The following is a 17,723-nucleotide window of genomic DNA, read 5'->3' as shown; positions in this document are numbered from 1 at the left end:
ACACGCATGAGCACCGCTCCCGCTTCCTCTCAGCCGGCCGGTCTGCGCGGCAGCCCCTGCAACGCCAGGTCGAGGGCCTGGAGGAAACGATTGGTCGTGGCCCGGTCGCGTACCGCCAGCCGCAGCCACTCGCGCCCCAGCCCGGGGAAGGTGTCCCCGCGCCGCGCCGCGAACCCCAGCGACCGCAGCCTCTCCCGGACCTCGTCCGCCCGCTCCAGCCGCACCAGGACGAACGGCCCCGCGGCCGGTTCCACCACCCGCACCTCGGCGAACTCCGCGAGCCCGGCCAGCAGATGAGCCCGGTCCACGGCGACCCGGTCGGCCGCGTCCGCCGCCTCGACCAGCGCACGCGGCTCCATGCAGGCCTCGGCCGCCGCCAACGCCGGTGACGACACCGGCCACAGCGGCTGCGCCTCCTGGAGCAGGGCCACGGTCGACGGATCGGCCAGGACGTAGCCGATCCGCAACCCCGCCAGCCCCCAGGTCTTCGTCAGGCTCCGCAGTACGACGAGCCCGGGCACGTCCGTACGCCCGCACAGGGCCTCGCGCTCCCCGGGCACGGCGTCCATGAACGCCTCGTCGACCACCAGCGTCCGGCCGGGCCGCGCCAGCCGTTCCAGCACACCGGCGGGGTGCAGCACGGACGTCGGGTTGGTCGGGTTGCCGATCACCACCAGATCCGCCTCCTGGGGCACCGCCTCCGGGTCCAGCCGGAAGCCGTCCTCGGGGCGCAGCACCACCCGCCCGACCTCGTGCCCGGCCGCCCGCAGCGCCGCCTCCGGCTCGGTGAACTGGGGATGCACGACGACCGGCCGCCGCGTCGGCACCGCACGCGCGAGCAGTACGAACGCCTCGGCCGCGCCCGCCGTCAGCAGCACCCGTTCCGCGGGCAGCCCGTGCCGCTCGGCGACCGCCGCCCGCGCCGGACCCCCGTCCGGGTAGGCGGCCAGCGAGCCCAGCGACGCGGCTATCCGCTCGCGCAGCCAGTCGGGCGGGGTACCGGTCCGGACGTTCACGGCGAGATCGGTCAGATCCAGCCCGCGTACCTCAGCGTCGCCGTGGTGCCGCAGGTCGGGCCCGGCGCTGTCGATGTGCTTCGTGGGGGGCAGCATGGCAGCCATGGTGAACGGCTCGGCGCCATTCGTCGACGCCGGGGTACCGATCGACCGAACCCCACGGGCCACCGCGCAGGTCGCCGACGCCGACTTCCGCTTGGTGACCAGCAGTTCGGCGGAGCCCCCCGCCCCCGCCCCACCAGAACCGCCCGCACCCGCCAGCGCCGCGGCCTCCGCCACCGAACCGGTGGCCACGGCGGCCCGCGCCGCCCGCGACGGGTTCGGCACCGGCACCCGCGCCAGCACCTCGGCCGGGTACGGGAGCACCGGCACCCCGAGACGCGCCGCCGCCCCGGTGATCCCCGCCTCCTCGGCCCGGACGTCCAGCGTCGCCAGCGCCACCACGTCCCGGACCCGCAGCCCGGCCGCCCCCAACGCCCCGATGACCAGCCCCAGCACCTCCCCGGCCGGTACACCACGGCGGGCGCCGACACCGACGACGAGCGCGACACGGGTCATGGCGGGGATCCTTCCAGGAACGGGCACGGAGGTACGGGCCGCCCGGGGCGGACGGACGGGCCGAGGCGGCACAGGGACGCGGGCCCGGCGACACGGGACACGGTGAAGGCGGCCTGAGGTGCGGGGAGCGGGGTCAATCCGCTAGCAAGGGCCCATGGCGGTATTCGTCGCGCTCGGCGCGTTCCTGATGACCCTGGCGGGCGGCTGGGTCGCGCAGCGCGTCAGCGACCGCAGGCACCTGGTGCTCGGCTTCGCAGGCGGCCTGATGCTGGGCGTCGTCGGCCTCGACCTGCTGCCCGAGGCGCTGCACGCGGCGGGCGGCGAGGTCCTCGGCGTCCCCGCAGCCCTGCTGCTCTTCGTGGGCGGCTTCCTGACGGCCCATCTCGTGGAGCGCTCCCTGGCGGTACGCCAGGCGGCACACGGAGCGGGCGAGGAACGGGTGCCGCAGGTCGGGCTGACGGCGGCGGCCGCGATGGTGGGCCACAGCCTGATGGACGGGGTCGCGCTCGGCGCCGCCTTCCAGGTCGGCGGCGGGATGGGCGCCGCGGTCGCGCTCGCCGTCATCACCCATGACTTCGCCGACGGATTCAACACGTACACGATCACCAGTCTCTACGGGAACGCCCGCCGCAAGGCCCTCCTGATGCTGTTCGCCGACGCCCTGGCCCCGGTCGCCGGCGCCGCGACCACCCTGTTCTTCACCCTTCCGGAGCAACTGCTCGGCTGTTACATCGGGTTCTTCGGCGGGGCGCTCCTCTACCTCGCCGCCGCCGAGATCCTGCCCGAGGCGCACCACGACCATCCGGCCCGCTCCACGCTGCTGTGCACCGTCGCCGGAGTGGGCTTCATCTGGCTGGTGGTCGGCGTCGCGGGGGAGTGAGGTCACACCGCCCGCCGACGGCAGTGCTCCACGAAGCGCCGGGCCACACCGGGGGACGCCGCCCAGTGCGTATGCACATAGCTGGCGTGGACACCCCGCTGGACGAAGCCCTCCACCCGCCGCTCCGGCTGGTGCAGCCCCCACGCGGGCACCGCCCCCGCGCCCGGCTCCAGGACCGTGCGGTGGAACTCGTGGCCCCGCAGTCTGGTGCCCGCCTCGGCCAGCACACTGTCCGACACCGCCACCGCCGACCGGTAGCCGAGCGTCAGCCGCTCCGACATCCGGGCCGAGGCGTCCAGCACCCCGCACATCGGCCGCCCGTCCAGCTCACGCGCCAGGTACAGCAGCCCCGCGCACTCCGCCGCGACCGGCGCGCCCGCCGCGGCCAGCTCGGTGACGGCCCGGCGCAGCGGCTCGTTCGCCGACAGCTCCGGGGCGTACACCTCGGGGAAGCCGCCGCCGATCACCAGCCCCGCCGTGCCCGCGGGCAGCTTCTCGTCGCGCAGCGGATCGAAGACGGCCACCTCCGCACCGGCCGCCGTCAGCAGCTCGGCGTGCTCGGCGTACGCGAACGTGAACGCCGCCCCGCCCGCCACGGCCACCACCGGCCGGGCCCCCTCCACGGGCTGCCGCTCCGGCTCCCACACCGCGCCGGGCAGCGCCGGAGCCGTACGGGCCAAGGCAAGCAGCGCCTCCAGGTCGCAGCCCGCCCGGACCCGCTCCGCCATCGCCGCCACGGCGCCCACCGCGTCGGCCTGCCGCTCGGCCACCGGGACCAGACCCAGATGACGCGACGGGGTCGCCACCTGCGGAGCCCGCCGCAACGCCCCCAGCACCGGCAGCCCCGTCTCCTCCAGGGCCTCCCGCAGCAGCGCCTCATGGCGGTCGGAGCCCACCTTGTTCAGGATCACCCCGCCGATCCGCACCTCCGGGTCCCAGGAGGCGAAACCGTGGACCAGCGCCGCGACCGAACGGGACTGCGAGGACGCGTCGACGACGAGCACCACCGGCGCCCGCAGCAGCTTCGACACCTGCGCGGTGGACGCCAGCTCCCCCTGCCCGGAGGCACCGTCGTACAGCCCCATCACCCCCTCGACGACCGCCAGGTCACACCCGGCGGCCCCGTGCCCGAACAGCGGGGCGACGAGCTCCGGACCGCACATGTAGGCGTCGAGGTTGCGCCCCGGACGGCCGGTGGCGAGCGCGTGGTAGCCCGGGTCGATGTAGTCGGGGCCCACCTTGTGAGGGGACACGGCGAGCCCGCGCCCCGCGAACGCCGCCATCAGGCCGGTGGCGACGGTGGTCTTGCCGCTGTTGGAGGCGGGCGCGGCGATGACCAGACGGGGGACACTCACCACTCGATGCCCCTCTGGCCCTTCTGACCGGCGTCCATCGGGTGCTTGACCTTCGACATGTCGGTCACCAGATCGGCGGCCTCGACCAGCTTCGCCGGAGCGTTGCGCCCGGTGATCACCACGTGCTGGGTCCCCGGACGGTTCCGCATCACCTCGACCACCTCGTCGGTGTCGATCCAGCCCCAGTGCATCGGGTAGGCGAACTCGTCGAGCACGTACAGCTTGTACGTCTCGGCGGCCAGGTCACGCTTGACCTGCTCCCAGCCCTCCCGCGCCTTCTCCTCGTTGTCCAGCTGGTTGTCGCGCTGGACCCACGACCAGCCCTCGCCCATCTTGTGCCAGTCGACCGTGCCGCCCTCGCCGCTCGCCCCGAGCACCTTCAGCGCGTTCTCCTCGCCGACCTTCCACTTCGCCGACTTCACGAACTGGAACACCCCGATCGGCCAGCCCTGGTTCCAGGCGCGCAGCGCGAGCCCGAACGCGGCCGTCGACTTGCCCTTGCCTATGCCCGTGTGGACGAAGAGCAGCGGGCGGTTGCGCCGCTGACGCGTCGTCAGTCCGTCGTCCGGTACCGATACCGGCTGTCCCTGTGGCATTACGCGGCCCTCCCGGCTGCGGTGACGTCCTTGACCAGCCCGGCGATCGAGTCGGCCCGCAGCTCGTCGAGCGTGACGGCGCTGCCTCCCAGTTCCCGGGCGAGCTGTGCGGCGAGACCGAGGCGTACGACGCCCGTCTCGCAGTCCACGACGACGGACGCCGTGCCCTCGGCGGCGTGCAGCCGGCCCGCCCGCGCGGCCAGCGCCACCGGATCGGGGCCGCCGGTCGCCCGGCCGTCCGTCACCACGACGAGCAGGGGACGCCGCGAGGGATCACGCAGCCGCTCCACCCGCAGCACGTCGTGCGCCTTCAGCAGCCCGGCGGCCAGCGGGGTACGCCCCCCGGTCGGCAGCGACTCCAGCCGGGCCGCCGCCGCGTCCACCGACGAGGTCGGCGGCAGGGCCACCTCGGCGTCCTTGCCCCGGAAGGTCACCAGCCCCACCTTGTCCCGCCGCTGGTAGGCGTCCAGCAGCAGCGACAGCACGGCACCCTTCACCGCGCCCATCCGCCGGCGGGCCGCCATCGACCCGGAGGCATCCACCACGAACAGCACGAGATTGCCCTCGCGCCCCTCCCGTGTGGCCTGCCGCAGATCGTCACGGCGCACCACGAGCCCGCGCCCCGACCGTCCGCGCGCCCGCTGGTGCGGAGCCGCCGCCTGCACGGTCGCCGCCAGGTGAAGCTTGGTCAGCGCCCCCTCGGGACGGCGCGCCCCGGTGGTCCGCCCGTGCTCGGTACGGGCCCGCGACCGCCGTCCGGCCGCGCCCTCGCCCAGTCCGGGCACGCTGAGCATCTTCGCCCGGAAGGGCTCCGTCGCGCCCACGGGCTGCTGCTCGGGGCCTGCCCCCCGGGCCGGGGCGGGCTGCTGCTGCCCGGACTCCGAGCCGCCCTCACCCACCACCGGCGCGTCGTCGCTCCCGGTCTCGCCCCGGTCCGGGGCGTCGGGACCGCCGCCCTGGGGCGGCACACCGCCTCCCCCTCCGCCGGGACCGTCGTCGCCGCCACCGTCGCCGTCGGAGTCGTCCCCCGCCTCGCGGAGGGTGTCGTCGAGCTTGTCCTCGTCCAGTCCGGGCGCGTCGAACGGGTTGCGGCGGCGCCGGTGGGGGAGCGCCAGGAGCGCGGCCTGCCGCACGTCGTCGGAGGTCACCTCCTCACGTCCCGCCCACGCGGCCAGCGCGGTCGCGGTACGGGCCATGACGATGTCGGCCCGCATCCCGTCGACCTCGAACGCCGCGCAGGTGGCGGCGATCTGCCGCAGCACCCCGTCGCCCAGCACCACCCGGGGCAGCAGGAGGCGCGCGGCGGCGATCCGCTCCCGCAGCGCGCCCTCCTCCTCGGCCCACCGGGCGGCGAACCCCTCCGGGTCGTCGTCGTAGGCCAGCCTGCGCCGCACGACCTCCACCCGCTGGTCGGTGTCCCGGGACGCGGCGACCTCGACGGTCAGCCCGAACCGGTCCAGCAGCTGGGGCCGCAGCTCGCCCTCCTCGGGGTTCATCGTCCCGACGAGCAGGAACCGCGCCGCATGGCGTACGGAGACGCCCTCACGCTCGACGTAGGAGGCACCCATGGCCGCCGCGTCGAGCAGCAGGTCCACCAGGTGGTCGTGGAGGAGGTTGACCTCGTCCACGTACAGGATCCCGCGGTGGGCGTCCGCCAGCAGTCCCGGCTCGAAGGCCTTCACGCCCTCCGAGAGGGCCCGCTCGATGTCGAGCGCGCCGACCAGCCGGTCCTCGGACGCGCCCACCGGCAGCTCGACGGTCCGCGCGGGCCGCGCGACACCCGCCCCGGCCTCGTGCGGCCCGTCCGGGCACGCCGGATCGGGCGCCGCCGGGTCGCACGAGAACCGGCACCCGGCCACGACCGGGACCTCGGGCATGAGGGCGGCCAGGGCGCGCACGGCGGTGGACTTGGCAGTGCCCTTCTCCCCGCGCACGAGGACGCCGCCGACGGCCGGGCTGACGGCGTTGAGCAGCAGCCCGAGCCTCAGATCGTCCTGCCCGACGATGGCGGTGAAGGGATACGGCGTACTCACAGGGCCTCCTCGTTCACAGAAACATCAGTGCCGGACCCCGGGGCCCGGGGCGACAAGTCGTTCCGGGGCGATCCCGGCCCGTCCGGGGACCGAGGACCCGGTTCCGGGGCAGAGCCCCGGTCACGGGAAGGGCCGGGGCGGGGAACCAGCCCCGCCGAAGGCGCCCCGGCCCCCGGTGCCCCCGGCGGCACGAACGGCAGCCCCGACGGCGCCCCCGACTCGATCAACCGCCACAACGCGTCCGTGTCCGCGTGTTCTTCGATCAGATCCCCCAGCCGGTCCAGCTGCTCCTCCCGCAGCGCCGCGAAACTCGTGTCCGGCGCGGCCGTGAACCGCCGCCCGGAAGCCCGTGCCACCTCACCCAGGAACGCCCGCCGGAACGCGTCGCTCTCCAGCGACCCGTGCCAGTGCGTCCCCCACACCGCGCCCACCCGGCACCCGTCCAGGAAGGGCTCACCGCCGCGCACCTCGGCGACGCCGTGATGGATCTCGTACCCCTCCACCGGCTCACCGAGCGCCGAACCCGTCGGCCGGGCCAGCACCTTCTCCCGGCCGAAGCGCACCCGCACCGGCAGCAGGCCCAGCCCCTCGACCAGCCCCGCCCGGGACTCCACCTCGTCATCGATCGACTCGCCCAGCACCTGGAACCCGCCGCAGACGCCCAGCACCGGACGCCCCTCGGCGGCCCGCCGCCGCAACGCGTCGGCCAGACCCCGTTCCCGCAGCCAGGCCAGCGCCCTGACGGTGCCACGGGTACCGGGCACGACCACCAGGTCCGCGTCGGACAGCTCCTCCGCCCGGTCCACGAAGCGCACCACCACACCCGGTTCGGCGGCCAGCGCGTCCACATCGGTGAAGTTCGACATCAGCGGCACCGCGCACACCGCGACCCGCAGCACGTCCTCGCCGTGCGGAGGCGCGACGACCGACTCCCGTACGGTGCCGCGCATCGACACCCGCAGCCCGTCCTCCTCGTCGATGCCCAGTCCGTGGGCGTACGGCAGGACCCCGTAGGTACGCCGCCCGGTGAGCCCGTGCAGCATGTCCAGCCCCGGCTCCAGCAGCGACACGTCGCCGCGGAACTTGTTGACGAGGTACCCGGCCACCAGGGACTGGTCCTCGGCGCTCAGCAGGGCCGTCGTGCCGAAGAACGAGGCGAACACCCCGCCCCGGTCGATGTCCCCGACGACCAGCACGGGGAAGCCGGCGGCCCGCGCGACGCCCATGTTCACGATGTCGGTGCGCCGCAGGTTGATCTCGGCGGGGCTCCCCGCCCCCTCGCAGATGACGGCGTCGTACGCGCCCCGCAGCTGCTCCAGACAGTCCACGACCGTCCCGAACAACGCCTCCTGGCGCCCGCCGTGGTAGCCGCGCGCACTCATCTCGCCGACCGGCCTGCCCATCAGGACCACCTGGCTGGAGCGGTCGCCGCCGGGCTTGAGCAGCACCGGGTTCATCAGGGCGGTCGGCTCCACCCGGGCGGCCTGCGCCTGCATCGCCTGGGCGCGGCCGATCTCCGCGCCCTCGCGGGTGACGAAGGAGTTCAGCGACATGTTCTGCGCCTTGAACGGAGCGACCCTCACCCCCTGGCGCACCAGCCACCGGCAGATCCCCGCCGTGACGACGCTCTTGCCCGCGTCCGAGGTGGTCCCCGCCACCAGCAGCCCGCCGCTCATGCCCGCCCTCTCCGTCCCGTGCGTCCCGCACGCCCCAGGTGTCCCACTGCCAACCGCCCGGCCACACACACCCCGAGGGCCAGCACACTCACCCTTCGGGAGAGCCGCACCGCGCGTTCCACGTCCTCGACCCGCACGTCCCGCCCGCTCTCCCCGTTGAGTACGGGCCGGTGCTCGACCCGCCCGCCGTACGCCAGGGTCCCGCCCAGCCGTACGCCCAGCGCACCGGCGAAGGACGCCTCCACCGGGCCCGCGTTGGGGCTCGGATGCTTCCCCGCGTCCTTCCGCCAGGCACGTACCGCCTGCGCGGGACGCCCGCCGGCGGCCACGGCGAGCGCGGCGGTGAGCCGGGCACCGGGCCAGCCGGCCAGGTCGTCGAGCCGGGCGGAGGCCCAGCCGTAACGGCGGTGGCGCGGTGACTTGTGGCCGACCATGGCGTCGAGCGTGTTGACGGCCCGGAAACCGACCAGACCCGGCACTCCGCCCAGCGCACCCCACACCAGGGCGCCCACCACGGCGTCGGAGGTGTTCTCGGCGACGGACTCCACCACCGCGCGGGCGATCGCCGGCCCGTCCAGGGAGTGCGGGTCGCGGCCGCACAGGTGCGGCAGCCGCTCGCGGGCCAGATCGACGTCACCGGCGGCGAGCGCGCCGCCGATGGCCCGGGCCTCGCGGCCCAGGGAGGTGCCCCCGACGACGGACCAGGTGGCGGCGGCGGTCAGCGCCACGGCGGCGGCGGGACGGCCACGCACCGCACGGGCGGCCAGCGCCGCGCCACCGGCGGCGCCTCCGGCGCAGACCAGGGTGTGCAGGGCGCCCCAGCCGCGGTGATCGCGCCACAGCCGGTCCTCGACGCCCGCAGCGGCACGCCCGAAGGCGGCCACGGGGTGGCCCCGGCGGGGATCACCGAGCAGCAGGTCGCCGATCAGACCGGCAGCGGCGCCGTACGCGAAGATGCGGTCGGCTCGCACGGTTCAGCCGGCCGTCGCGCCTCGTAGGGCGGACGGCACAAGGGGCGGGGGAACCGACGCACGGCGGCCGGGCATGGCAGATGTCCTCACTCAGGGTCCGCGCCCTGGTTCGACGTGACCGGCGACGAGAGTCTCCTGGCTTCCGGATCGGCAGTTCCCCCGGCCTTCCAGCCCGCGGTGGCGGGCCGTGACTTCCGTGTGGGGGACTGCTCCCCGGTGACAGTGGCGGGACCGCGCCGGATTCGCACCGGCTTCCTCTGCTGCCGCCGTACTTGGCCACGGCAGTCCACCACGCCCCCCGAACACCCGTCAACCTGCCGCTGACCTGCGGGGCCGAGTGTGCGCAGACGCACACCGGGCCGGACGCACGGCAGGTGCGTCCGGCCCGGTGGGAAGGGCGGGTGGAAGGGCGGGCGGGTCAGGCCACGATCAGATAGATCCCGTAGGCGACCGCCGCCGCGCACAGCGCGAAGCAGGCGTACGCACCGGCGCGCGCCCGTACCGGGGAGGCCGCGCCCTGTGCGGGCGACGCCTGCTTGGCGAGGGCGACGATGCCGAGGCTGAAGAGGCCGACCAGCGCGACGGTGACGACGAGACTGACGCCGAAGACGGAGGCGAGTGCTGCCCAGTCGATGTTCATGCGGATCTGTCCTTACACCGTGGCCGGTCGGGGCGGGTCGGCGGGGGCCTCGGAGGAGGGGGCCGGGGCCGGGATGGTGGTCTTGAGCTCCGGCACGCCCATGCCGACGGGCGGCGGGCTGACGGCGGCGATGGCGGTGGTGACGACGCCCGCGGGCTCGGCGTCGGCGGCGGTGACGTTGGTGTGGTCGACCGGCTTGCGGCGCGACAGCATCCAGATGGCGCCGGAGCCCGCGACGAGCAGCACCGCCACCACGGCGACGCCCCAGGGACCCTGCTTGGTCAGGAACTCCGCTCCGGCACCGACCAGTCCGGCGGCCGGCAGCGTCAGGCCCCAGGCGACGAACATCCGGGTGGCGGTGGACCAGCGGACCACGCCCCCCTTGCGTCCCAGGCCCGCGCCCATCACGGCGCCGGAGCAGGACTGGGTGGTGGAGAGGGAGAAGCCGAGGTGCGAGGAGGCCAGGATGACCGTGGCCGCGCTGGTCTGGGCGGCGAAGCCCTGCGGCGGCCGGAGTTCGGTGAGGCCGCTGCCCATGGTGCGGATGATGCGCCAGCCGCCGAGGTAGGTCCCCATCGCGATGGCGAGACCGGCGGAGGCGATGACCCACACCGGCGGGTTGGAACCGGGGGCGAGGACGCCGCCGGTGACCAGGGCCAGGGTGATGATGCCCATCGTCTTCTGCGCGTCGTTCGTGCCGTGGGCGAGCGAGACGAGCCCGGCCGAGGCGATCTGTCCGGCCCGGTAGCCCTTGGCCGTCGACTTCAGCTGGGCCTCGTCGGTGATGTTCCGGTTGATGCGGTACGTCAGCTTCGTGGCCAGCAGGGCGGCCACACCGGCGACGAAGGGGGCCGCGATCGCGGGCAGCAGGACCTTGGTGACGACGGTGCCGCCGTTGATCGAGGACCAGCCGGCCGACATGACCGCGGCGCCGATGAGGCCGCCGAAGAGTGCGTGGGAGGAGCTGGAGGGCAGGCCGACCAGCCAGGTCAGCAGATTCCACAGGATGGCGCCGACGAGCGCCGCGAAGATGACCTCGGTTCTGAGGCCGTTCTCGTTGACGATGCCGCCGGAGATCGTCTTGGCGACCTCCACCGACAGGAAAGCGCCGACCAGGTTGAGAACGGCGGACATGGCCACCGCGGTCTTCGGCTTGAGGGCACCGGTCGAGATGGTGGTGGCCATCGCGTTGGCGGTGTCATGGAAACCGTTCGTGAAATCGAACACGAGAGCTGTTACGACCACAATCGCAAGCAGCAGGGTGATGTGTTCCATTTACCCAGGCAATCGTTCGGCGTCATTGGCAGTTGGAACGTAGGCAAGCTGGGTGAACGGAAGATGAACTGGGCAGGGCGCTGTGGTGACCCCAAGCGTGCGGCGGCATTCCGTTTGTGCGCTCGGGAGGCGCCCGGCCCCTCCTGGTGCGGTGCGGGACCTGGCCTTTGCCCGGCCTTGGCGAACTCTTGGCGAAGGGTCTTTGTCCCGTTCGAGACTGTTGGGGAGACTTCTCTCACCCCCTGGCTACGATCCCCGCATGACGGACCGACGGCAGGACACGATCGCACAGGCATGGGAGGACGTCCTCGCGACGGCCCGCAGGACCGCCGCGGAGGGGCTGGTCGTCGGCACCTCGGGCAACGTCTCGGCCCGGGTCGGCGACGTCGTCCTGGTCACCCCCAGCGGAGTGCCCTACGACCGGCTCACCCCCGGCGACACGGTCGGCGTCGACCTGGACGGCCGCCAGGTGATCGGCCGTCTCGCCCCCACCAGCGAACTCCCCCTCCACCTCGCCGTGTACCGCGCCACCACCGCGGCCGCCGTCGTGCACACCCACGCCGTCCACGCCACCGCCGTCTCCACCCTCGTCACCGAGGTCCCGGCGGTGCACTACGCCACCGCCCTGCTCGGCGGCCCCGTCCGCACCGCCGCCTACGCCCGCTACGGCACCCGCGAACTCGCCGGCCACATGCTCGACGCCCTCCGCGACCGCACCGGCTGCCTCCTGCGCAACCACGGGACCGTCACCTACGGCGACTCCCTCGACCAGGCCTTCGAGCGCACCGCCCAGCTGGAATGGCTGTGCCGGCTCTGGCTGACCGCGAGCTCCGTGCCCGGCCACCGCCCGTCCCTGCTCTCCCCGGACCAGCTGCGCGACGTCCAGGACGCCCTCGAGGGCTACGGACAGCCCGGCTGAGCTCCCGCCCGGACGAAGACCCGGGCACCGGACGGCCCGGCCCACTGGCAACGCGGCCCCCGGCCCGCGAGACTGGGGCGATGCGCCCGGCAACAGCGACGGCAGCAGCCGTCACCACGATCCTCGGCATCGGCACGGCAGCGGTCGCGGCCGGCCGGTACGCCAGCGACGCCGCCCTCGCGGGGGGCCCGCACCCCTTCCCCGGCGACCGCAGGCTCACCGTCCACGCCACCGCCGCCGGACAGGTCACCCTGACCCGCTCCTTCGCGGCCCTGCGCCCCGGCACGTACGGACTGGCGGGCCGCGACGTCCACGCCATCGTCGGCCCGGTCCTCGGGCAGGGGCCGGACGGCTCCGCCGACACCGTCGTGCGCCGCCTGGAACGGGTCACCCGGGGCAGCCTGGAACCGGGCGCCAAGGTCCGCCTCACCCCGCAGCTGCACAGCGGCGACCCCCTGGACGGGCTCGGCCTCGCCTACGAGGACGTCGAGATCCCCGGTGAGCTGGGGGCCCTGCCCGGCTGGTTCCTCCCCGGCGACCGCGACACCTGGGTTATCACCGTGCACGGCCTCGGGACCACCCGCGAACAGCCGATGAACGTACTGGCCTTCCTGGAGTCCCAGCGGCTCCCCGTGCTGAACCTGGCCTACCGCGGCGACGCCGGCGCCCCCCGGTCGCCCGACGGACTGGCCCACCTCGGCGAGTCCGAGTGGCGCGACCTCGACGCCGCCATCCGCCACGCCGTACGCCACGGGGCGAAGAGCGTCGTCGTCCACGGCTGGTCCACCGGTGCCTCGATGGCCCTGCACGCCGCCGTCAACTCCGCGCTCCGCGACCGCATCGCCGGTCTCGTCCTGGACTCCCCGGTCATGGACTGGCAGGTCACCCTGCGCGCCCTGGCGGGCGCCTGCGGCGTACCGGCCGCGCTGCTGCCCCTCGCCGTCCGCGCCGCGCAGGGCCAGACCGGCCTGCACGGCGCCCCGCTGATGGACACCTCGGTGCCCACGGCCCTGCACGCGCCGACCCTGATCTTCCACGGCCCCGACGACACCCTCGCCCCCTGGCAGCCGTCCCGCGAGCTCGCCGCCCGCCGCCCCGACCTCGTCACCCTGCACCCCGTGGCGGACGCCCAGCACGGGGCGATGTGGAACGTCGACCCGGCCGACTACGAGGAGATCCTCCGGCGCTTCCTCACGCCCCTGATGTGAGCGGATGGGACGGAACGGCCCGGTTGGTGACGGGCCGGCGGACCGTCCCGTGACGCCGGATCCGGGCTCCGTTTGGGCTTTCGGGCCGTCAGAGGCAAGACTGCTCCCGTGACGTCCCGTACTCCGCGCGACTCCAGGCTGCGACTTGTCCGCCCGCGACCCCTTGCCACCGCCCGCAAGGCCGTGACCACCCGGCGCACCAGGCCGGCCCCCCGCCCGCCCGAGGGCACCCCGGCACCCGCCGAACTGGCCCGCCAGGCGAGAGCCGTGCTGGCCGACGCCGTACGAATCGCCCGCTGGGCCGCCGACGGCGCGGGCCCGGGCACCGCCACGCTCGCGACCCAGGCCCTGGAACGGGCCGCGGCCGCCATGGAACTGTCCCCGGCCCAGGTACGGGCCGGCTGGGACCGGGCCAGGCTCGCGGGGCTGATCGAACTGCACGGCGACACCGCGCGCCCCGGCTGGCGGCTACGCGCGTGGAACCGCGACGACTCCGCCGTACTGCGCGGCTGGGTGGCGCTCTTCGACGCCTGGTCGCTGGTGCACCCCTCGCCCGAGGGCATCGAGGCCACCGCCGTCGCCGAAGCCGTCGAGGCCGTCCCCCAGGTCCTCTCCCTCCTCCAGCTCTCCGCGGGCCCCGTCCCCGTGCCCGCCCTCCTCGACCTCCTCGGCCAGCGCGTCGCGGAACTCCACGAGGAGCGGTGCGAGGTGCCCTACGGGCCGCGGGAGCAGCCGGCCCCGGCGACCACCGAGACCTCGGCGGACCTCAACGCGCTGCTGCTCGACTGGGCGCTGGAAGGACTCGCCGCCGTCGGAGCCCTCACGCTCGGCGCGGGGAACGCCACCCTCACCCCCCTCGGAAACTGGGCGGTCTGGGTCAAGCTCGAACAGATCTGTGTGGCCGCCCAGAGCCCGGCCGGCAACATCGAGCAGCCCGCCGCCGACATGCTGCTCGGCTGCGCCCGGCTCACCCCGGGACCGGCCCGCGCCGAATACCGGGCCTGGCTCGCCGCCCGCCCCGTCGGCAGCGCCGTGACCGAGCTCCTCGCCGTCGCCCGCGGCGAGGACGCCCTGCTGCGCGGCCTGGCCTTCGAGGCGCTGCGTGTCGTCGGCGCCCCCGCCGAGCCCGTGGTCCGGTCGGTGGTCACCGAGGCGCCCCTGCGCCCCTACGCGCTGCTCTGGCTCGCCGAGTACGAGGGCGCCGACCCGGACGACGCCCAGGACGTCCTCAGCCGCGAGGAGGCGACCTGGCTCTGGGTGGACACCGCGGCCGCCGTCGCCGACCACGGCGAGACCGGACTGCTGGTCCGCCACCTGGACTCCGCCGTGCAGGGCACCGTCCCGGCGCTCCTGGACGAGGTACGGGCCGTGGGGCACCCGCGCACCGTGCAGGTGCTGGTGGCCCTCGCGGCGGCCCACCCCGACCCGGCCCTCGCCAAGGCCGTCCGCCGCGCGGCCTTCCAGGTGCACACCGGCGGCGCCTGACCCGGGGGCGCGGGGCACGGAGATCCCGGGGGAGCGGTCAGCCCGTGGCCCCCGGGGCGTACGTCCCGAAGCTCCACACGTTGCCCTCCGCCGAGGTGATCTCCGTCTCGGTCTCGTACCGGCCACCGACAACGCCCGTGCGCGCGGCCCCGGATCACCGGAAGGTGTCGCAGCGGCTCGCGTCCCCGGTACGGAAGCCGGTGGTGAACCACTGCTCGCGCTGGGCGGACGAACCGTGCGTCCAGGACTCCGGGTGCACGCCGCCCTGGAACTTCTCCTGGATCCGGTCGTCCCCGACCGCCGCCGCCGCGTCCAGCCCGTCCTGGATGTCCGCCTCGGTCAGCTCGGTGATCAGGGGGTGCCCGGACTCGTCCCGCGTGGTCGTCGCGTGGTTCGCCCAGACACCCGCGTAGCAGTCGGCCTGGAGCTCCACCTTCACGGAGGCGCTGTCGGCGCCCTGCCGCCCGTCCCCCGCCCGGTCGAGCGTCCCCAGCTGGTCCTGCACGTGGTGGCCGTACTCGTGCGCCACCACGTACGCCTCGGCGAACGGACCGCCGCCGGCCCCGTACGTCGTACGCAGCTCGTCGAAGAAGCCCAGGTCCAGATAGACCTGCCGGTCACCCGGGCAGTAGAACGGCCCGACCGCCGAGGTCGCGGCCCCGCAGGCGGTGGAGACCCGGTCGGCGAACAGCACGGTCTTCGCCGGGGTGTACGTCTCGCCGGCGCGGTCGAACTCCTGGCGCCAGTAGTCCTGCACGTTGTTGACCACCGCCACCGTGCGGCAGTCGTCCCGGGAGTTCGCGTCCGAGCCCTTCAGGCAGCTGCGCTGGACCCGCTCGGCCGAGGACGCGCTCGGCTCCGCCGCCGGATCGCCCGAGGAGAGGCCCAGCTGGTCGGGGCCCACCCCGAAGAACAGTCCCAGGACCAGCGCGACGATGCCCACGACCCCGCCGCCCACCGTGACCCTGCCGCCGGGGACACGGCTGCCGCGCACATCGCTGACCTCGGACGTGTCCAGATCGGCGTCGTCGTCGAACCGCACGGTCGCACCACCTCCGCCTGGCCGCGGGCCGTCCGCCGCCCTGCGCCGAGTATCCCGTTTCCGGCGGAACAATCCCCTGTCCCGTGCCGTCGGGCGGGTCAGAGGCACCCGGAAAAGCGAGTGGACAACGCCGGTAGAATGACCTCATGGCATTCCTCCCAGTGCATGAGTAACGGCGTCGAGTCGTGAGTCCGTAACCACCCTTCCGCCGTCCATACCGCTCTGGAGTTTTCCGTGATCACCGCTTCCGGCATCGAGTTGCGTGCCGGCGCCCGCATCCTCATCGAGTCCGCCTCCTTCCGCATCGCCAAGGGCGACCGCATCGGCCTCGTCGGCCGCAACGGCGCGGGCAAGACCACGCTCACCAAGTGCCTCGCCGGTGAGGGCACCCCGGCCGCCGGCACCATCACGTGCTCCGGCGAGGTCGGCTACCTCCCGCAGGACCCGCGCACCGGCGACCTCGACGTCCTGGCCCGCGACCGCATCCTCTCGGCCCGCGGCCTCGACGAGATCCTGCGCAAGATGCGGGAGAACGAGGAGCGGATGGCCAACGGCAAGGGCGCCACCCGTGAGAAGGCGATGAAGAGGTACGAGCGCCTGGAGACGGAGTTCCTCACCAAGGGCGGATACGCCGCCGAGGCCGAGGCCGCCACCATCGCCGCCGCGCTCAGCCTCCCCGACCGGGTGCTCGGCCAGCCGCTGCACACGCTCTCCGGCGGTCAGCGCCGCCGCGTGGAGCTCGCCCGCATCCTCTTCTCGGACGCCGACACCCTGCTCCTGGACGAGCCGACCAACCACCTGGACGCCGACTCCATCGTCTGGCTGCGCGACTACCTCAGGAACTACCGCGGCGGCTTCGTCGTCATCTCCCACGACGTCGAACTGGTCGAGACGGTCGTCAACAAGGTGTTCTACCTGGACGCCAACCGCTCCCAGATCGACATCTACAACATGGGCTGGAAGCTCTACCAGCAGCAGCGCGAGGCCGACGAGAAGCGCCGCAAGCGCGAGCGCCAGAACGCCGAGAAGAAGGCCGCGGCCCTCAACTCGCAGGCCGACAAGATGCGCGCCAAGGCCACCAAGACCGTCGCCGCCCAGAACATGGCCAAGCGGGCCGAGCGCCTGCTCTCCGGCCTGGAGGCGGTCCGGGTGTCGGACAAGGTCGCCAAGCTCCGCTTCCCGGAGCCCTCCCCGTGCGGCAAGACGCCGCTGATGGCCGAGGGCCTCTCCAAGTCCTACGGCTCGCTCGAGATCTTCACCGATGTGGACCTCGCCATCGACAAGGGCTCCCGGGTCGTCATCCTCGGCCTCAACGGCGCGGGCAAGACGACACTGCTGCGCCTCCTCGGCGGCGCCGAGAAGCCGGACACCGGCCAGGTCATCGAAGGCCACGGACTGAAGCTCGGCTACTACGCGCAGGAGCACGAGACCCTCGACCCGGAGCGCACCGTCCTGGAGAACATGCGCTCTGCGGCGCCCGACCTCGACCTCGTCGAGGTCCGCAAGACGCTCGGCTCGTTCCTCTTCTCCGGCGACGACGTCGACAAGCCCGCCGGAGTGCTCTCCGGCGGTGAGAAGACCCGGCTCGCGCTGGCGACGCTCGTCGTCTCGTCCGCCAACGTGCTCCTCCTCGACGAGCCCACCAACAACCTCGACCCGGCCAGCCGCGAGGAGATCCTCGGCGCCCTGCGCACGTACAAGGGCGCGGTCGTCCTCGTCACCCACGACGAGGGCGCGGTCGAGGCACTCCAGCCGGAGCGGATCATCCTGCTGCCGGACGGTGTCGAGGACCTCTGGGGCGCGGACTACCGCGACCTGGTCGCCCTCGCCTGAGGCCGCGCGAAGGCCGTCGCGCGGCCCGGTGATCCACCCCGTCCGCATCATTCGGCCGAGGTGTGGTCCGTCATCTGAGTGAGGACGTCTCGTACCCCGGAACTACGCCCGGCAGATACCTGCCGGGCGCACCCATATCCGGGCACTACCCCCGTACGGCCCTGACCTGCCCGTTCTTTCCGCCGCCCCGCCCGGACGCCTCCGGAGCCCCATGGAATGGAGCGTTCCGGTTGTGT

General features: G+C 74.1%; 14 protein-coding genes and 1 riboswitch. Of the genes, 5 read left to right on the top strand and 9 right to left on the bottom strand.

Annotated features, from left to right (window positions below):
• Positions 1 to 29 precede the first annotated feature (29 nt).
• Positions 30 to 1,574, bottom strand: a complete 1,545-nt coding sequence (gene cobC / locus SACTE_RS06295) for an Rv2231c family pyridoxal phosphate-dependent protein CobC (RefSeq protein WP_014045189.1) — start codon at positions 1,572 to 1,574, stop codon at positions 30 to 32.
• A gap of 154 nt (positions 1,575 to 1,728) precedes the next feature.
• Between cobC and SACTE_RS06290 the strand changes: the two genes are divergently transcribed.
• The gene (locus SACTE_RS06290) at positions 1,729 to 2,454 is read left to right on the top strand and encodes a ZIP family metal transporter (RefSeq protein WP_014045188.1); all 726 of its coding nucleotides are present in this window, start codon (positions 1,729 to 1,731) and stop codon (positions 2,452 to 2,454) included.
• 2 nt (positions 2,455 to 2,456) lie between these two features.
• On the opposite strand, the gene SACTE_RS06285 is transcribed toward SACTE_RS06290, so the two are convergent.
• The 7 genes from SACTE_RS06285 to SACTE_RS06255 all read right to left on the bottom strand — a co-directional run bounded on the left by SACTE_RS06285 (position 2,457) and on the right by SACTE_RS06255 (position 11,000).
• Positions 2,457 to 3,812, bottom strand: coding sequence for a cobyrinate a,c-diamide synthase (locus SACTE_RS06285; protein WP_014045187.1), 1,356 nt, complete (start codon positions 3,810 to 3,812; stop codon positions 2,457 to 2,459).
• Positions 3,806 to 4,405, bottom strand: coding sequence for a cob(I)yrinic acid a,c-diamide adenosyltransferase (cobO, locus tag SACTE_RS06280; RefSeq protein WP_014045186.1), 600 nt, complete (start codon positions 4,403 to 4,405; stop codon positions 3,806 to 3,808). The genes SACTE_RS06285 and cobO overlap by 7 nt, the downstream gene beginning before the upstream one ends.
• Complete coding sequence (locus tag SACTE_RS06275) at positions 4,405 to 6,438, bottom strand: putative cobaltochelatase (protein WP_014045185.1); 2,034 nt, start codon at positions 6,436 to 6,438, stop codon at positions 4,405 to 4,407. The genes cobO and SACTE_RS06275 overlap by 1 nt, the downstream gene beginning before the upstream one ends.
• The gene (locus tag SACTE_RS06270; RefSeq protein ID WP_014045184.1) at positions 6,435 to 8,114 is read right to left on the bottom strand and encodes a cobyric acid synthase; all 1,680 of its coding nucleotides are present in this window, start codon (positions 8,112 to 8,114) and stop codon (positions 6,435 to 6,437) included. The genes SACTE_RS06275 and SACTE_RS06270 overlap by 4 nt, the downstream gene beginning before the upstream one ends.
• Complete coding sequence (locus SACTE_RS06265) at positions 8,111 to 9,085, bottom strand: cobalamin biosynthesis protein (protein ID WP_014045183.1); 975 nt, start codon at positions 9,083 to 9,085, stop codon at positions 8,111 to 8,113. Before SACTE_RS06265 ends, SACTE_RS06270 begins: the two co-directional genes overlap by 4 nt.
• A 128-nt stretch (positions 9,086 to 9,213) precedes the next feature.
• Positions 9,214 to 9,344: riboswitch (cobalamin riboswitch) on the bottom strand.
• A 159-nt stretch (positions 9,345 to 9,503) separates the two neighbouring features.
• Positions 9,504 to 9,725 carry a hypothetical protein gene (locus SACTE_RS06260; RefSeq protein WP_014045182.1) on the bottom strand — a complete coding sequence of 74 codons (222 nt, stop codon included), beginning with the start codon at positions 9,723 to 9,725 and terminating at the stop codon, positions 9,504 to 9,506.
• Between the two features lie 12 nt (positions 9,726 to 9,737).
• Positions 9,738 to 11,000, bottom strand: a complete 1,263-nt coding sequence (locus SACTE_RS06255) for an inorganic phosphate transporter (RefSeq protein ID WP_014045181.1) — start codon at positions 10,998 to 11,000, stop codon at positions 9,738 to 9,740.
• Positions 11,001 to 11,259: 259 nt separating this feature from the next.
• On the opposite strand from SACTE_RS06255, the gene SACTE_RS06250 reads away from it, so the two are divergent.
• The 3 genes from SACTE_RS06250 (at position 11,260) to SACTE_RS06240 (ending at position 14,612) form a co-directional block, all read left to right on the top strand.
• Positions 11,260 to 11,919, top strand: a complete 660-nt coding sequence (locus SACTE_RS06250) for a class II aldolase/adducin family protein (RefSeq protein WP_014045180.1) — start codon at positions 11,260 to 11,262, stop codon at positions 11,917 to 11,919.
• A gap of 80 nt (positions 11,920 to 11,999) precedes the next feature.
• Positions 12,000 to 13,127 (top strand): alpha/beta hydrolase, encoded by a 1,128-nt coding sequence (locus tag SACTE_RS06245; RefSeq protein WP_014045179.1) that lies wholly within the window; start codon positions 12,000 to 12,002, stop codon positions 13,125 to 13,127.
• A 183-nt stretch (positions 13,128 to 13,310) separates the two neighbouring features.
• Entirely contained in the window at positions 13,311 to 14,612 is a 1,302-nt protein-coding gene (locus SACTE_RS06240; RefSeq protein ID WP_014045178.1) for a hypothetical protein, read from the top strand.
• A gap of 154 nt (positions 14,613 to 14,766) precedes the next feature.
• On the opposite strand, the gene SACTE_RS06235 is transcribed toward SACTE_RS06240, so the two are convergent.
• Entirely contained in the window at positions 14,767 to 15,654 is an 888-nt protein-coding gene (locus SACTE_RS06235) for a neutral zinc metallopeptidase (protein WP_014045177.1), read from the bottom strand.
• 234 nt (positions 15,655 to 15,888) lie between these two features.
• Between SACTE_RS06235 and SACTE_RS06230 the strand changes: the two genes are divergently transcribed.
• Positions 15,889 to 17,487, top strand: coding sequence for an ABC-F family ATP-binding cassette domain-containing protein (locus SACTE_RS06230; RefSeq protein ID WP_014045176.1), 1,599 nt, complete (start codon positions 15,889 to 15,891; stop codon positions 17,485 to 17,487).
• The last annotated feature ends 236 nt before the right edge of the window (positions 17,488 to 17,723 follow it).

Source organism: Streptomyces sp. SirexAA-E (assembly GCF_000177195.2).
In the GTDB taxonomy this organism is placed as follows: domain Bacteria; phylum Actinomycetota; class Actinomycetes; order Streptomycetales; family Streptomycetaceae; genus Streptomyces; species Streptomyces flavovirens.
Note: the sequence above shows the minus strand (reverse complement) of the source record. Positions and strands in the feature narration are given on the sequence as shown.

Coding starts and splice junctions, on each gene's coding strand:
- cobC (WP_014045189.1), bottom strand. CDS start 1,574: ATGACCCGTGTCGCGCTCGTCGTCGGTGTCGGCGCCCGCCGTGGTGTA.
- SACTE_RS06290 (WP_014045188.1), top strand. CDS start 1,729: ATGGCGGTATTCGTCGCGCTCGGCGCGTTCCTGATGACCCTGGCGGGC.
- cobO (WP_014045186.1), bottom strand. CDS start 4,405: ATGCCACAGGGACAGCCGGTATCGGTACCGGACGACGGACTGACGACG.
- SACTE_RS06270 (WP_014045184.1), bottom strand. CDS start 8,114: ATGAGCGGCGGGCTGCTGGTGGCGGGGACCACCTCGGACGCGGGCAAG.
- SACTE_RS06260 (WP_014045182.1), bottom strand. CDS start 9,725: ATGAACATCGACTGGGCAGCACTCGCCTCCGTCTTCGGCGTCAGTCTC.
- SACTE_RS06255 (WP_014045181.1), bottom strand. CDS start 11,000: ATGGAACACATCACCCTGCTGCTTGCGATTGTGGTCGTAACAGCTCTC.
- SACTE_RS06250 (WP_014045180.1), top strand. CDS start 11,260: ATGACGGACCGACGGCAGGACACGATCGCACAGGCATGGGAGGACGTC.
- SACTE_RS06245 (WP_014045179.1), top strand. CDS start 12,000: ATGCGCCCGGCAACAGCGACGGCAGCAGCCGTCACCACGATCCTCGGC.